12 protein-coding genes and 1 pseudogene are annotated in these 15,634 nt (G+C 70.4%); 7 read left to right on the top strand and 6 right to left on the bottom strand.

Translation table 11 applies throughout. The features are described 5' to 3' along the window. Positions 1 to 408 precede the first annotated feature (408 nt). Positions 409 to 933, bottom strand: a complete 525-nt coding sequence (locus tag ABD811_RS01285) for an alpha-ketoglutarate-dependent dioxygenase AlkB (protein WP_344939497.1) — start codon at positions 931 to 933, stop codon at positions 409 to 411. Between the two features lie 264 nt (positions 934 to 1,197). On the opposite strand from ABD811_RS01285, the gene ABD811_RS01280 reads away from it, so the two are divergent. Beyond that, entirely contained in the window at positions 1,198 to 2,394 is a 1,197-nt protein-coding gene (locus ABD811_RS01280; RefSeq protein WP_344939495.1) for an SMI1/KNR4 family protein, read from the top strand. Between the two features lie 188 nt (positions 2,395 to 2,582). Further along, positions 2,583 to 3,038, top strand: coding sequence for a hypothetical protein (locus tag ABD811_RS01275; protein ID WP_344939494.1), 456 nt, complete (start codon positions 2,583 to 2,585; stop codon positions 3,036 to 3,038). Positions 3,039 to 4,116: 1,078 nt separating this feature from the next. Here ABD811_RS01275 and ABD811_RS01270 read toward each other — a convergent pair. After that, a complete protein-coding gene (locus tag ABD811_RS01270) occupies positions 4,117 to 4,398 on the bottom strand; it encodes a hypothetical protein (RefSeq protein WP_344939492.1) in 282 nt (93 codons plus the stop codon). Positions 4,399 to 4,660: 262 nt separating this feature from the next. Here ABD811_RS01270 and ABD811_RS43830 point away from each other — a divergent pair, with 262 nt between their 5' ends. Further along, the gene (locus tag ABD811_RS43830) at positions 4,661 to 5,251 is read left to right on the top strand and encodes a DUF4189 domain-containing protein (RefSeq protein WP_425549346.1); all 591 of its coding nucleotides are present in this window, start codon (positions 4,661 to 4,663) and stop codon (positions 5,249 to 5,251) included. A gap of 233 nt (positions 5,252 to 5,484) precedes the next feature. Here ABD811_RS43830 and ABD811_RS01260 read toward each other — a convergent pair whose 3' ends face one another. Continuing rightward, positions 5,485 to 6,090 carry a SecDF P1 head subdomain-containing protein gene (locus ABD811_RS01260; RefSeq protein WP_344939488.1) on the bottom strand — a complete coding sequence of 202 codons (606 nt, stop codon included), beginning with the start codon at positions 6,088 to 6,090 and terminating at the stop codon, positions 5,485 to 5,487. Positions 6,091 to 6,847: 757 nt separating this feature from the next. Here ABD811_RS01260 and ABD811_RS01255 point away from each other — a divergent pair. After that, positions 6,848 to 8,590: a bifunctional metallophosphatase/5'-nucleotidase gene (locus tag ABD811_RS01255; RefSeq protein WP_344939486.1), complete on the top strand. Its 1,743-nt coding sequence runs from the start codon at positions 6,848 to 6,850 to the stop codon at positions 8,588 to 8,590. A 153-nt stretch (positions 8,591 to 8,743) separates the two neighbouring features. Here the strand turns inward: ABD811_RS01255 and ABD811_RS01250 are convergent, their stop codons facing one another. After that, a complete protein-coding gene (locus ABD811_RS01250; RefSeq protein WP_344939484.1) occupies positions 8,744 to 9,106 on the bottom strand; it encodes an IclR family transcriptional regulator in 363 nt (120 codons plus the stop codon). Positions 9,107 to 9,320: 214 nt separating this feature from the next. On the opposite strand from ABD811_RS01250, the gene ABD811_RS01245 reads away from it, so the two are divergent. The 3 genes and pseudogenes from ABD811_RS01245 to ABD811_RS01235 form a co-directional block, all read left to right on the top strand. After that, the gene (locus ABD811_RS01245; protein WP_344939482.1) at positions 9,321 to 10,199 is read left to right on the top strand and encodes an MmgE/PrpD family protein; all 879 of its coding nucleotides are present in this window, start codon (positions 9,321 to 9,323) and stop codon (positions 10,197 to 10,199) included. Positions 10,200 to 10,854: 655 nt separating this feature from the next. After that, positions 10,855 to 11,790 (top strand): aldo/keto reductase, encoded by a 936-nt coding sequence (locus tag ABD811_RS01240; RefSeq protein WP_344939481.1) that lies wholly within the window; start codon positions 10,855 to 10,857, stop codon positions 11,788 to 11,790. A 239-nt stretch (positions 11,791 to 12,029) separates the two neighbouring features. Continuing rightward, a pseudogene (locus ABD811_RS01235) lies at positions 12,030 to 12,350 on the top strand (transposase); the annotation flags it as partial. A 92-nt stretch (positions 12,351 to 12,442) separates the two neighbouring features. On the opposite strand, the gene ABD811_RS01230 reads toward ABD811_RS01235, so the two are convergent. Together ABD811_RS01230 and sigJ are read right to left on the bottom strand one after the other, a co-directional pair. Next, the gene (locus tag ABD811_RS01230; protein WP_344939479.1) at positions 12,443 to 13,624 is read right to left on the bottom strand and encodes an NAD(P)/FAD-dependent oxidoreductase; all 1,182 of its coding nucleotides are present in this window, start codon (positions 13,622 to 13,624) and stop codon (positions 12,443 to 12,445) included. A gap of 70 nt (positions 13,625 to 13,694) precedes the next feature. Then, complete coding sequence (gene sigJ / locus ABD811_RS01225; RefSeq protein ID WP_344939477.1) at positions 13,695 to 14,567, bottom strand: RNA polymerase sigma factor SigJ; 873 nt, start codon at positions 14,565 to 14,567, stop codon at positions 13,695 to 13,697. Between the last annotated feature and the right edge of the window lie 1,067 nt (positions 14,568 to 15,634).

Here is a 15,634-nt window from a genome sequence, read left to right as displayed (position 1 = left end):
CCTCACCGACCGCCGCGCTGCACCAGCGGCCCCCGCGCCCCCGCGCCGCCCCAACATTGGCCCGCACACCGGCCGCGCTCCGAGCGCCTGTTCACGACCGCCTCTTCCGCCATCGACCCGCACCGTGCCAACTGGACGCTGCACAAGCCGCGCCACGGCGCATTCACCCACCTGACCGCCGCCGTACGCACCGCTCCTCACCTGCAGGCCAAGGCTGGCCCCCAGCTGGGCAGCCTCGCCTCCTACGTCAGCCTCGGCGAGGAAACCTCGATGCCGGATCGGTCAATCCGACGCCGAGGCAATCTTGGTGCGGGAGCGGTGACTTTCATGGACGGGCAGGTGGCCGCAGAGCCGGCGGCGATCGACGCGTCGGGCGCCCCGCCTGACCATCCTCGGCCGCGCCCGGGATCACAGGACGGTTCGCATCGTCACCGACACCCGGCGGCCACGTGGCATGCGTCCGTCCGGCCCCGGGTCGCTCTTGCGTGCGGGGATCGCGTGCCGCCAGGTGAACCGTGCCGGGCCGGTCATCACGCACAGGCTGCCGGGCACGAGCCGCACCGGTACGCGCGTCCCCTCCTCGGGGTGGGTGAACTCCATGACGCACGCCGATAGCAGGCTGACCGAGGCGACGGCCGGACCGAAGCACGGCACGCAGTCGACGTGGGCGCTGATGCCCTGCCCGGGGAGGTACTCGTTCACGATCACCTGGTCGGGCGGGCGGTCGAAGTGGCCCTCCTCATGCAGCCGGTTGGCCAGCGACACCGCCCAGGCGGGGAGCGGCGGGGCGGAGGCGCCGCCCACGCCGCGACGTCCGTAGTCATAGCGGTGCCCGTAGTGCTGTACGCGCCGCCGCAGCTGCGACGACCAGGGAGCCGTGTCGATGTCCTGGGACAGTCGCCGTTGGGCGGCGTCGTCCAGCCAGCCGGGCAAACAGAGAAGACCTGGAACCACATTCGAAAATCTATTCGACCATGGTCTGGGCCGTCCACGCCGGTGACGGCGATGACCGGGTCTTCGCCGCGGCTCGCACAGGCGCCAACCGGCATGTACCGCAGCGCACTGATCTCACGGCACACATCGGACCGGGGAATGGGGGCCCAGGGGACCGGACACTGCCCGAGCCGGAGCCGTTCGCGTTGATCAGCATCGCGACACGTGTCTTCGCGTCGCAATGCGGTGGGTCATGATTGGCGGATGCGGCGCGGCGTGGACGACTCGTGGGACGTCATCGTGGACTGGCTGCTCCGGCATTGCCCGCACGAACTGGACGCGATCGGGCCGCCGGCGGCGGAGGACGACATCCGCGAGGCGGAACGCACTGTGGGGACGGCCCTGCCAGACGATCTGGTCGCCTGGTGGCGGCGGGCCGATGGCCAGGCCGGCCTCAGCAGTCTGCTGCCGCCGTTCTACACGCCATGCTCGATCCAGATGGCCTTGGACAGCCGGAAGATACGGATGACGGTCTGGAACGGGGTGGTAGAACAGACCACTGATCCTGCGCAGTTCGCGGCGTTCGTGGAGCGGGAGAACCGGGCGTCGGCGGGCACCCCGTGCACGGGTGCCTGGCTGCCGCGTTGGTTGCCGATCGCCGGCGACGGAGGCGGCAGCGTCCTGTTCGTCGATCTTCGGCCGGGTCCAGCCCATGGCTGTGTTCGGCGGTTCTTCCGTGATGGGGGAGCTGGTGATGCGGTGTGGTGGGGCGGTGTGGCGGAGATGCTCGCCGACGTCGCCGCTGGGCTGACGCAGGAGGTCCCCGTTCACGGATATCGCGTCTGGGTCGAAGACGACGGCAGGATGTCCTGGGACAGCGCCGCACGCCGCTGGTCGACCGGTGGAAATGTGCCGGTCAACGTCGCGAGGCTACGCGAGCGGTACGCCGCCTTCGTGGCCGAGGCGCGGGCAGGCGGATTCAACGAGCCGGCGGCGGGCTCGTGGCCCGCCGACTGGATCGCCGCGCATGTGGTCCGCAGCACCGAACTGCTCCTCGCCACCACTCAGGCAGTGCTCGCCGACGACCCGGCCGGCCGCGAACAGCAGCGGGCCGCAGCGTGGGCCGCGCAAGACTGGACGCGGCATCGGGAGTTGATGGCGTCCGCCGAGCGCGCCGCCGCCGGCATCCGCTATGACAACTACGACGCGATGGCCCCGGCCACCCTCGCTCGCTATGCCGGGAGCGGGCTCGGCGTCCTCGCCGACCAGGCCGAGCAACTCGGTGCCCGTCTGTGTGATCTGGTCGAGCCGCTCAACCAAGGTCGACCGATCGCCCACGTCCGGATCGTCGACCAGGGCACCACCATCATCGATGGACCTCAGGGCTGGCTTGGAGTGCTCAACGCGTTGGAGATACGCCAATTGCCGCTGCGCACTCGTCAACTGCGTGCACTGCGCTGACCTCCACGGCATTCCAGCGACCGCCGCCGCTCGCTGAAAGCTGGATCCATGCCGACGCGCCGTCGACGATGACTCGGTGCGAGCAACTGACAAACGAACGTGGCGCCCAGTAATGGAGATCGAGACCTATGCCTCCCGACACCCCGGGGACAAACACGAGCCTCACGTACGGCCCTGAACCCACCCCGGTGAACTACCACCAGTTCCTGCTCGCCGAGTGGAGCGACGCCCCGCCGACTCCTCCTGCCGACCGCCCCGCCAACGGACTGATCACCCCTGACCCACCCTGGGGAGCGGTCATTTACACCGGCATCGCCACCGGCGCCGTCGCCGTCAGCGTCGAGCTGCGCCGGCAGGCTCCCCCACCCGGCGCTCCGTCCTGGGACGAGTGGGAGGAGGTCGCCGAGGTCACGGTGGAGGCACCCGTCGGGCAGCTGAGGGTGTACGCCCTGATGGAGGACCCGCCCGACCTCCCGCCACTCACGATTGCGGGTCCCGGAACCTACCGGGTGCGCGTGCACGCCCGCGGCCGCGACATCGCCTACGACTTGTCGCTGGTGGATGAGATCGTTGAGGACTACCTCATCCAAGTCTGGCCTGGACCGCCGGGGCCCGAAGTGATCCACAAGCAGGCCGACGTCTGAGGCGCCGGCCTGCGCCTGTCCGCCGCTCGCAAGGCTGCCCGGCTGGCCGATGAGAACCCCGGCGCCACACCGGCTGACCACTGACATCAGCTCGGCGCACGCTCTGGCGAACCACTCCCACCGGTACCCGAACCCTGGTTGCGCCGGGCGGGCGCGGCTACGGAATTGGTTACTGGGACCGGTGTTGTTTGCGCCTGCGGCGCAAATTTCGTTGTGCTTGGGTGCGGGCGCATTCGCGTGAGCGGTACTTCACTTCGGTGGTCCTGCCCGTTTTCGGGGCGGACGAAGGCGCGGCGGCACGCCTCGTTGGCGCACCTCCGGATCAGGTGCCTGTTCGGCCGGGTGGTTGTACATCTGCAGGAACGACACCGAGCAAATCTGGGGAAGCGGTCAGTCCGGTCGCCGATGCCGGGATCGCCGCGCGCACGACGTCCCCGCCGAGCCCGACCAGGAACTCTCCCGCGGCCCGTTGTTCTGGTGGTCAACCAGCCGAGACGCTCAGTAGCGCACCGGGGCCCAAGACGACATCGATGGCGCATCGAGCCACACCTGATGTCGCCCGTCAGGCAGGACCGCCATACCGAAGCGGGTGACACCCGGTCGGCCGTGGCCCAGCCAAGTCCGGTACGCAGCGGCGACCTCGATTCGCTGAACGGGCTCATACTCAGGCGGGTCCAGGCGACGGTCACCACCAGCCAACCACCAGTCAGGATGTCGTCGGCAGCTGCGGCTGACTGGTGCGGCATCGCTGGCACCGATCCGCACGGCAACGGCGACGTTCAGCTCCGCGACCTTGACCGGGGGCCGTTCCGGTGCTCCAGATGGCCAGACCTCGCAGCAGAGACCGCAACGCGGGGAAGCGCGACGTGAGGACAGGCTGAGCAACTTGCACCTGGTGCGGCCTGATTCGCGTCTGGACTGAATTCAGCCACAACGGGGGTGCGGCGCATGGACGTCAGGACGGAGCTCGACAACTTCCTCAGGCAACACCGCGTGGTTGCCAGTTGTCGGCTTCGGCGAGTTCGAACAGGCGTTGTTGCCCGGAGGGAGGTCGGCTGTACGCGCGGCGATCAGTGCATCACCCCGGCGGCTGTTCGCTCTCCCTGCGCGCGATCGACTCTGGCCAGTAGGCGAACGAACCGAACCACGGCCAGGGCTGCCCTTCGGGGTCTTCCTGCTGCACCCAGGCCAGCCACTCGGCCGTGCTGTCGAGCCAGTAGTGCGCCCAGCCGCGCCGCCAGGCGTCGGCGACGCGGGTCCGACACGGGGTGGTGTGGCCGGATGCGGTCGTCTCGGTAAAGGGGGAGGGGCGCCTTCTTGGCTGGGGGCTGACCTGCGTGCTGTCCCCATCCGCGGACACGTGTTTGTGGTGTGGCTAGGCGGGGGCGCTGGGAAGCAAGTCACTTCCGCCTGTGACGGCCAGCGATAGTTGGCGAATCCCTGATGGCGCCACGCGGTGCGGGTGGGCGCTTGTCACCACCACTTTGTCCTGGTGGAAAAGTCGCTATGATCTTCCGGATATCGACGCATCCCGGGGAGCGGTCACAGTGCAACCCCCTCAGCCGCCGCATGGTGGCCATCCACCCGGCTACGGATCCCCGGCCGGCCCGCCCGGACCCCCGATGCCGCCCGGACAGCCGGGATGGGGGCCGCCCGGCCCTCGGCCGCCGAACAACAACCCGGCCGTCGTCATCATCGTGGTCGTCGGGGCTTTCCTGCTGCTGATCGGAGGTGGCGCCGTCCTGTGGTTGTTGGTCCGGTCCGACGGCTCGCCAGGGACACCGGCGGCCGCGAGATCCACGCTGCGCGGCTTCCCGACTCCGCCGACCTACAGCCCCCCGACGTTCAGTCCGCCGACTTATAGTCCGCCGACCTACAGTCCGCCCAGTTCGGAACCGTCCACCCCGGACCGCACATACGCACCGGCACCGCAGAACTACGGAGCCATCGCCGTGGCGCCTAACGGCGCCGTCGGCAAAGCGTGGGACTACGATTCGGCGGCCGCCGCGAGACGGCGGGCGCTGAACGAGTGCCCCAGTTCCGGCTGCAAGGTCCTCACGACCTTCGTCAACGGTTGCGGCGCGGTCGCATACAACTCGAGAACCAACAAGTACTGGGGCGGCAGCGGCGCCACACGGGCCGCGGCCCAGAGGGACGCGATATCCAACGCGGGCGGCGGCCGCTGGATCACCTGGGTCTGCACCACACGGTAGCGAAGAGCCAGCAAGCGCGCCCGTCGTCCAGGAATACCCGCCCGTGATGTCGACCTCGCCATCTTCACGGTATGGGTGATGAGCCTCGTGCTGGCCGCGGTGCGACCGACGTTCCTGCTGCTGGTCCGGGGCACTGTCAGCCACTCCCGGTCGCCTGGGGCCTGGCGTTCGGCGGCGTCTCGGTCTGACCTCCAGACGCGGATGCGCAAGGCGGCGCCGTGACGCCCTCCGGTTCAGCGGCCGGTGATGCGACGGACCAGACCTTCGGTGTACTCCTTGGTGAACTGGCTCGCGGAACCGGTGATCTCGATCTCCCCGCCGGTGATGGGCGAGGTGACGGCCGGAGCGGACAGCACCCGGCCCTCGGCGACGATGGCGATCCTGTTGGCGGGCGGCTGCGCCTGGGCGGCCTTCGTCGTCATCGTGGCGAACGTCTGGGCGTCCTGCCGGATGAGCGAGATGGCCACGACGTGACTCGTACGGCCACGCGCGGCGTCAGGCGGCCGGACGCGGATGTCGGCGACCCGGCCGATCGTCATGCCGGACCCGACCTGGAGGCATTCGGCGGAGGACGGGTCCGATAGCAGGCCCGGCTTGCACGGGCCAGGCTCGGACTTCTCGACGGCGAGAAACCGCACCGGCCGACTCAGCACCGTGGGCCCGCCCGTACCAGGGTCTTCCTGGTCGCGCAGCACCCGAAATGTCACCAGCGCGGCCACGGCGACCACGGCGATCACGAACACCAGTCCCAGCAGCAGATGCGGCAGGAGCCGACTTCTGTTCGGCGGCGGACCGCCGGGCGCCGGTTGGTAGGGCCCATGGGGCAAAGGGTCGCTCATCACGGGGCCCAGTATGGACGTGGCGCTTCATCCGTGCCATGCCGTGTGACCGGGGGAGCGATCGGGACGGCCGTTATTGTTCGCCGCGTCAGGCGCCCGGCAAACGGCAGCGATTTCCCCGTGCCACCCCAGGACTGGTTGGGTGCGGACTCAGCCAGGGCTGTCGCGTCTGCACTGTGGCGTCAGGGCGACGTGCGTGCCTCACCAAGCTGGACGCGCGCAAGGCGGTCTACGGCTAGCGCAGGGGTCTGGTGACCTGAGGATTGGGGCGCTTCCCTGGCGACGGGTCGGCCTGACGCGTGCGACGGAAGCGATTTCCCCGTACCTCCCTCATGACTGGTTGGGTGCGGACTCAGCCAGGGTCGACGTGTCTGCACTGTGACGTCAGAGCGACGTGCGTTGCCTCACCATGCTGGACGCGCGTGCAAGGTGGTCTACGGCTAGCGCAGGGGTCTGGTGACCTCAGGGTTGGGGTGCTTCCCCGGTGACGCGTCGGCCTGGCGCGTGCGTCGGCTTGTCCGGCTGGGTGCCGGAAGCGGCTCCCGAGCGTTACCTGGTAAGGCCCTGGTCAGGCCGAGCCGGTCCACCATTCATCCGTTGTTAAGCGCAGGTCGGGACGCTTCCGGGTGACCAAGATCCTTTCAGTCACATGGAGCCCGACCACATGCGTCACGCCCCACGATTGTTGTTCCGCTCGGGCCTCGCCCGGAGACGGAAACGCGCCACCCTGGCCCTGGGGACCATCGCCGGACTGGTCATGTCCCTCGCGGCGACCCCGGTGGCCGGCGCGGCCACGTCGGCCGCCGGGGCGCCGGTACCGGTGCAGTTGCTGTCGATCACCGACCTGCACGGCTACTTCGGTGACTACACCACCACCGTGCCCGGAGCGCGGGCCGGGGAACCCGCCCAGCAGGTCGGCGGCGGCGCGTACCTGACCACCCATCTCAAGCGGCTCCGCGCCGGAAAGCGGAACTCGATCCTCTTCTCCGCCGGGGACGACTTCACCGGGTGGCCGAACGAGACCGGCTGGTTCTGGAACGAGCCGACCATCGAGTACCTGAACTCGATCGGGCTGGACTTCTCGACGGTCGGCAACCACGAGATGGACCGGGGCTATCCGTTCCTGCGCCACATGATCGACGGCACCTGCGAGGGGCGTCCCGACGACGACCTGTGCTTCACCGATTCGACCGGGCGCCGGTTCCGGGGCGCGAACTTCGACTACCACTCCGGCAACCTCGTCGACGAGCACTCGGGCAAGCCGAAACTGCCGCCGTACCGCGTGGAGTACGTCGACGACGGGCGCGGCGGCCGGATCCCGGTCGGCTTCGTGTTCGCGACCACCAAGCTCCTCTCCGAGGAGCAGATGTCGTACACCCCGAAGGGCTTCGATTTCCTCGACGAGGCCGACACGGTCAACAAGTACGCCGCGGTCCTGCGCCGGCAGGGCGTCCGGGCCATCGTGGCGGTCATACACGAGGGCTTCTCCCAGAAGTCCGGTGCCGGCTACGACGAGTGCGTCAACCCGTCCGGTCCCGTGGTGGACTTCAACGCCCGGATCAGCCCGGACGTCGACGCGATCGTCACCGGGCACTGGCACGCGCTGGTCAACTGCATGCTCCCCGACCCGTCCGGCACGCCCCGGCCGGTGGTCGAGGCGGCCAACCACGGCCGGTTGATCAACGAGATCAACCTCCAGCTCGACCCGAGGACGGGTGAGGTGCTGCGCGACCGGACCACGTCGGTCAACCACGCCAACACCAAGGACGTGACGCCCGACCCGGAGACGTCGCGGATCGCGGAGTACTGGAGGAAGCGCTCGGTGGAACGGGGCAACACCCCGGTGGCGAAGGTGACCGCCGATCTCACCCGGGCGCCTGGAGACGCCGCCGAGTCGACCATGTACAACGCGACCGCCGACGCGTTCCTCTGGGCGGCGAACAAGGACGGGCGGGCCGACCTGGCGGTCGCGATGCCGGGCATCCTCCGGAACGACATCCGGTACGCCGCCAACCCGGCCAACCCGGCCGACGCTCCCGGCCGGGTGCTCTTCTCCGAAGTCGCCCTGGGCACCGTCTACGACAGCGGCATCGGCGTCGGCCTGGTGCGGGGCGACATCACCGGCGCCCAGCTCGACGCGCTCCTGGAGAGCCAGTGGCAGCAGGCCGCCGACGGGTCGGTCCGGTACCGGCAGATGGCGGTCTCCGGCAACGTCCGCTACACGTACGACCCCGCCAAGCCGGTCGGCCACCGGATCGATCAGGGCGACATCCGGATCGGCAACCGGCCGGTCCGGCCGCAGGCCAGGTACCGGATCGCCACCCTGGCGAACAATTTCTTCCCCAAGAACGCCACGCCGGGCTTCACCGCCCTGTTCGAGGCGAAGAAGCAGGACCGCAGCCTCTACAACGGCGGCGACGCGCTCTGGCGCTACCTGGAGGCCAGGTCCCCGGTCAGCCCGCCGTCACTGGGCCGGGCCACGCCGGTCTCCGGAAGCTGAACGACCGAGATCCACGGCCGGCCCCGAGAACGGTGCGTTGTCGCGCCGACCGGGGCCGGTCCGCGTTCCGGCCGCCCACACGGCGGCACCGTCCCACGCGTCCGGGCAGCCGCCCTGCGGCCGCAGTGGGCCGAGCGGGAGCCGGCCGCGGGGTCAGCGGTGGGCCGTCCAGGTCCGGGTGATCTCCTCGGCGGCCTCGCGGACAAGGGTGCGGTAGCGGGCGATGGCCTCGGGGGTGAAGCGGTGAAGGGGGCCGCAGACGCTGATCGAGCCCTGCACCTCGCCGTCCGGACCGAACAGGGGCGCGGCGACCGAGGCGGCGTCGGCCTGGCGTTCTCCGAGGGAGACGGCGACGCCGTCGCGCGCGGTCTCGGCGAGCCTGGCGCGGAGGTCGGGCTTGTCGGTGATGGTCCGGTCGGTGAGGGCGGCCAGCGGGCGGGACAGGACGGCCTCGCGGCGGCCCTCGGGCAGGAACGCGAGGATCACCCGGCTCGACGAGCCCGCGTGTAGTTGCACCCGTCCGCGTCCGTGGTGCCCGCGGCGCTCGCCGTGGCGGAGGCCCGCCACGCGCCCGGCGCCCGGCCGCTGGACGCGGTGGGCGTCGGCGTGGAGATCACCGTCCGGCTGGGCATGGCCGGCTACGACCGCACCCTCGGAACTCGGTGTTCTTCGAGCGCGGCCAGCACGCCACCGCGATCTGCGGGGCCGTGGGGCGGCCGCGTCCGCCGCCATGCTGTCGGGCCTGGACGCGGCCGGGATCGCCGACGCGATGGGGATCGCGGCGAGCATGGGATCGGGGATCCTGGAGGCCAACCGCACCGGCGGAACCGTCAAGCGGATCCACTGCGGCTGGGCCGCGCACGCCGCCGTCACCGCCGCCGGCCTGGCCCGCACCGGCATCACCGGCCCGCCCACCGCCCTCGAAGGGCGCTTCGGTTTCCTGCAGGCGTTCTGCGGCGACCGGGTCGACCTGGACGCCCTCACCGCCGGTCTGGACGAGCACTGGGAACTGCCCGGCATCTTCTTCAAGCCGTACCCGTGCAACCACTTCACCCACGCGGGCATCTACGCCGTCCTGCGGATGCGCGCCCGCGGACTGGGCCCCGCCGACATCGACGGCATCGAACTGGGCGCGCTGGCGCCCGTCCTGCGCACCATCGGCGAGCCGCACGAGGAGAAGGCCCGCCCCAAGTCGGGCTACCACGCCGCGTTCTCCGGCCCCTACACCGTCGCGGCCGCGCTCCTCGGCGGTGGCGGCCTCGGCGTCTTCCACGAGGACTTCACCGACGAGGCCGCCGCGGACCCCGGCCGGCTGGCACTGGCCGCGAAGGTCCGCTGCGTCCCCCACGCCCGCTGCGACGAGATCTTCACGCACCAGTTCCCGGCGGTGCTGCGGGTGCGCACCCGCAGCGGCTCCGTCCTGGAGGAGCGCGTCGACGCCAACAGGGGCGGGCCCGGCAACCCGCTGTCCGTCGAGGAACTGGCCACCAAGTTCCGCCTGAACGCCAGCCGCCGCGCCCCCGCGGAACGAGCAGACGCGATCATCGAGCTCACCTACGGCCTCGCCGAGGTGAACGACCTGCGCTCCCTGACCTCCCTGCTGGCCTAACCTTGCTCCGCAGCCCTTGGCCAGCAAGTGGCGGGCCGCTCATCCAGGCCGGCCCGCTCCGCCTCCGACGAGTGGGTCGTGACGTCGATGTGCTTCAGGAGCCGGTGGTCACGGTCGGGCAGGTGGGTGACGTGCCCTTCGAAGGTCAGCAGGTGACGTTCGTCCTCTGGCGCGAGGGCCTCGAGGTCCTCGCACCAGGTCCGGCCACCGGGCAGCGCGTCGACCGCCTCGGCGCCGCCCCTGGCGTAGGCGTTGTGTCAGTCGACGACCCGCCAGGGGCCGATGCGTACGCCCCCCGGGCCGCCCTGAATGTCATAGATGGCCCCAATTCATCGGCGCGGTCGGTACGTCGGTTCACAACTGTGGACCGGCCGCCGGGCCCAAGACAATCCGCCGCTGAGCCGGCACCGCGGCGCGTACCCGCACCCGGCTGAGGAGTGTCTCGCATGGTGGTCCCGGTGGAGGTAGGCGCGGCCGTCTGGGGAGCCGGGAGCTCGTGACCGTGGTATCGACGATCTTGAGTACAGTGCGTTGACGAGGGTGTCGGGGTTGTTCGTCACAGAGCGATCTGGACACTCTCTTCGCGTTCCGTGGCCGCCCCCCACCGTGACCACTCGTCCAGCGTGAGCGCCATATCGGAGAGGACAACCAGCCAGTGAAGACGTTCACCCTGCCCGGGACGGACATCTCCGCCCCGAATGTCGTGCTCGGTCTCATGCGCATCGCGGACAAGAGCGACGAGGAGATCCGCGCGCTCGTGCGCACCGCCCGGGACGTCGGCATCGACTTCGTCGACCACGCCGACATCTACGGCCGGACGACGCACGAGTGCGAACGGCGCTTCGCCGAGGCGATGCGGTTCACACCCTCCGAACGCGACGCCGTCACCATCCAGACCAAGGCGGGCATCGTCCGCGAGGGCCCCTACTACGACCACTCCTACGAGCACCTCATCGCGACGGTCGAGGAGTCGCTGCGCGCCCTGGACACCGACCGCATCGACATCCTGCTGCTGCACCGGCCCGACGCGCTCGTCGAGCCCGAGGAGGTCGCCCGGGCCTTCGACGAGCTAGAGGCGGCCGGGAAGGTGCGGGCGTTCGGGGTCTCCAACCACACCCCGGGCCAGATCGAGCTGCTCCGCCGCTATGTACGCCAGCCCATCGTCGTCAACCAGCTCCAGCTGTCGATCACCCACGCCCCGATCATCGCCCAGGGCCTGACGGCCAACATCATGGGCGAACCGGAGTCGGTCACTCTGGACGGCGGCGGGATCATCGACTACTGCCGGCTCCACGACATCACCGTCCAGGCCTGGTCGCCGTTCCAGTCCGGGATCGTCGACGGCGTCTTCCTCGGCGCGCCCGAGCACGCCGAGCTCAACGCGGTCATCGACCGGCTCGCCGCCGAGTACGGGGTGCCGCCCATCGCGATCGCCACCGCGTGGATCACCCGGCATCCCGCCCGCATGCAGGTCGTCCTCGGCACCACCACCCCGGAGCGCGTGGCCGGGGCGGCCCAGGGCTCCGACATCCCCCTCACCCGCCCCGAGTGGTACGAACTCTTCCGGGCCGCCGGTCACCGCATTCCATGACCGCCTGCCGTCCGCCGGCCCCCGGGCGAGCGGTACCGGTGCCACACGGAGCCTTCGCGCCGAGGCTCCCACATGGTGCCGCCCACACTGACGACGTGGGCGAGCCGGCGGACAGCAGCGTAGGCCCGCGAGGAGGTTCGGCCGAGTCCGCGCCGCCTGCTCCAGGGGGTTACCGAGCAGGGCGAGGGCGCCGTCCAGGGCCGCCATGCGCAGCAGCGTGGACAGGTCGTGCGCCGCTCGGGCCGGGCCGCCCCCGCGTGCGGCCCGGGCACCTGGTCGCGGACACGGGCTACAGCACCCGCACCATCCGCGCCTGGCTGCGCGAGCGCGGGATCGGCGCCACCATCCCCGAACGCGCCGACCAGATTCGCAACTGGCTGCGCAAAGGACGCCGCGCAGGCCGCCCACCCGCGTTCGACGCGCATGTGTACCGGCGGCGCAACGTCGTCGAACGCTGCTTCAACCGGCTCAAGCAATGGCGCGGCATCGCCACCCGCTACTGCAAGACCGCCCGCTCCTACCAGGCCGCCGTCACTCTGGCCGCCCTGCTGATGTGGCTAGACACTTTGACGACACGGCCTAGGTGCTTGGGCTCAAGGGATGCTTGCCACACGGGCGGCCGGGTGGCCGCCCGTGTTCTGCAGGGCAGGGGCTATGCCTCAGGGGTGGTGGCTTCCTCGGTGCGGGGGAAGAAGGGAAGTTCGATGTGGACGCGGTCGGCAGCGGCGAGGATCTTCGAGGCGTCGTCTACCGGCGGGTGGATCGCCCGGTTGATCCGCTGCTTGATGTCCTTGCCGTCGGTGCCGACGGCCATGACTCTGCGGTCCCAGCCGCGGGTGAAGATCCCTCCGGCGTCGCCCAAGTCCAGGCAGGTGACGTAGGGGCCAGGGGTGAAGTCGCGCGGCGGGATGCCGAGCAGGTCCGCAGCCGCGTTGTACCCGGCGACCTTGCCCATCGGGGTGGCGTGCTGGCAGGCCTGCATGACCGTGTGCTCGGCGTCGAACGGCGCCGCGGCGGTGTCCCCGGCGACGAACACCTCGGGGAGGGCGCGCAGCCGCCGGTCTACGGGCACCCGGCCGAGGTGGTCGAGTTCGCGGGAGATCTGCCGGGTGAGCTCGCTGGCCCGCATCCCCACGGTCCAGACCACCGCGTCCGCCGGGACCTTGGTGCCGTCGGACAGGACGGCGTATCCGTCGCCGACCTCCTTCAGCGTCGTTCCAAGGCGCCGTTCGACCCCCAGTTCGTCCAAGGCCGCCTCGATGGCCGTACGCGGGCCCGGGCCGAGTTGCTCTCCGACCGCCTGCGCCCGATCCACCAGCAGCACCCGGCCGCGGGCGGCGAGTTCGGTCGCGGCCTCCAGGCCGGTGAACCCGGCACCGACCACCACGACGGAGTAGTTCTCCCGGCCGCGCAGATGGTCGGCGAGCCGACGGGCCGCCTCCAGAGTGTCGATGTCGAAGAGCCGTTCCTTGCCGGGCAGGTCCCGCGGCCGGATGAGCGCGCTACCCGCCGCCAGCACCAGGCGGTCATAGCCGATCTCCTCACCGCCTGCCACCACCACTCGCCGGTCGGTGTCGATCGTGTTCACCGAGGCCCGCAGGTGCTCGACGCCGATCGGGTCGAGGATCCTGCCCAGTGCGACCTTGGCCAGGTCCGGCTCCGGCTCGTACAGGCGCGGCCGCAGTACCAGATGCTCGTTCGGCGTGATGAGCGTGATGCGCAGGTCCGCATCCGTGCCTGTGTCCGCGTGCGCGGTGCGGGTGCGTGCCAGCGCCGCTCCCGCCGCGCTCCACGCGCCCGCGAAACCGCCTCCGATGATCACAACGCGTGCCATCGTGTCGTCCTCTCTCAGTCTCGCCCCCTCCGGGAATCGGTGGAGGCGACAGGGAGACAAGACGGCGGGTTCAGATGTGACCGATGCGGGCGAGCTTCTCGGGATTGACCAGTCTCCGCAGCTCGCTGATCCGCCCGTCGGTGATCTCCACGGTGTCGAGCCAGATCAGCTTGCCGCCGCAGTAGGTCGCCAGGGCCGGTTGGCCGTTCACCTCGATGATTGCGAACGCGTCCGGGCGTCTGATCTCGATCTGCCTGATCGCCAGCAGGGCGATCGGTTCGGCGCCCCGGACCGGTCGGCGCGCGGCGGTCGCCCTGCCGCCGCCGTCGGCGACATAGACCCCCTCGGGGTTCAGCAGTTCGACGAGCCGGGCCATGTCACCGGCGTCGGCGGCCGCCTTGAACGCCTTGAGCACGCGTTCGGTCTCGGCCCGGCTCGCCTGCGGACGCTCCCGCACCGCGGCGACCCGCGCCCGTGCGCGGGAGGCGAGCTTGCGGCAGGCAGCGGGCGTGACGGACAGCACCTCGGCGATGTGCGCGAACGGGAAGTCGAAGACGTCATGCAACACCAGCGCCACACGTTCGGCGGGGGTGAGCCGCTCCATGACCACCAGCATCGCGGTGCTCACGGACTCGTCCAGGAGCACCGGGGCGGCGGCGTCAGGGCCGGTCAACAGCGGTTCGGGCAGCCAGGGCCCGACATAGGACTCGCGCCGCACCCGCGCCGACTGCAGGACGTTGTACGACGTGCGGGCGGCCACGGTCACCAGCCAGGCCCGCAGATCCCGCACCTGCGCCAGGTCCGCGGCCATGGCGCGCAACCAGACCTCCTGCGTCACGTCCTCTGCCTCGGCCACGCTGCCAAGGATCCGGTAGGCCGCCCCGAAGACCGCCGGGCGATGCACTTCCCAGTCGGCCTCCGCCAACGTGCCCGGCAACTCCACCCTCGGCCACCTGCCTCCCCACAGTTCAGCGGTCGACCCCCGATCCTAGATAAAAGCGATCACCGTCCCCGACCGACCCCGGCAGCACAAGGGCAGGCGGCAATGCCGTGTAGTTGGCGGTGGTGTCAAGGTGATGGGACACCAGGATGTCCAAGGCCGTGGTGGCATGGTCCGGTCGATGTGAGGACCGCGAGCCTGGTACTTGGAGATGGCGCGTTTGACGATGCGGGGACTGACGCGCAGCCGTCGTGATGAAGTCGCGGGCTTGCTGGCGCCGCCGGCCACCGAGGTAACGCCTGCTCGAACCCCTCGACGCGGCCCACCACCTCCAGTAGCGGCCCGAGCAGGTCCAAGCGCGGCAGCATGCCCGCCACCCGCTTGCGCAGGTCGGTGAGCGACGTCGGGTCCGGCAGCGCCACCAGCCTGGCCACGTGCAGGGGGCCTCGTCATCGCGCTCAGGCCCGACTTGCCGCCGACCGGGCCGGCCTCGTCCCGCAGCGCCATGTGCAGCACCATCGCGTGCTCGGGCAGCAGCGTGCCCGGGTCGTCGGGCAGCCACAGGACGGTCGGCGCCGAGCCCTTGGCCGCCCGCCAGGCATCCCCGGCCAACAACTGGGCACGAGGGTCCAGACTGTCAGGGTGGACCAGACCCCCGACTGGTGCCGTCGACGCCGTAGGTCGTAACGGGGTGCTGAGCTCAAGGGGCTCGGCAACAAGAGCGGCGCGACCCGTCTCGGCGGCATCGTTGCAGTTGTACCAGGCCCGGGCGCAACCGTCCCTAACAGGGCTCCGCTTCTACGTCCCGGCCTACACCACACACCGTGACCACACAGGCCCGAAGCCCTTAACTACACGGCCTTGGCCTTGAGTGGCTCCGTTGCATCCGGCCACGGAGCTCCCGTAAAACCCGTTGGCGGACCACGGCGACCACTGCTACTTTTCCGGAGGCCGTGCAAGAGAACGAGGAGGTGGTACCCGTGAACGCAGTATCGACATGGGTGCTCCCCTCCGGGGTCACGGTCGGGCGATAGGTCGTCCGGGAGCGCCGTTCAAGAGCACTCCCGAAA

Source organism: Actinomadura miaoliensis, assembly GCF_039536785.1.
Taxonomy (GTDB): Bacteria; Actinomycetota; Actinomycetes; order Streptosporangiales; family Streptosporangiaceae; genus Spirillospora; species Spirillospora miaoliensis.
This window is presented reverse-complemented; position numbering and strand designations above follow the sequence as displayed.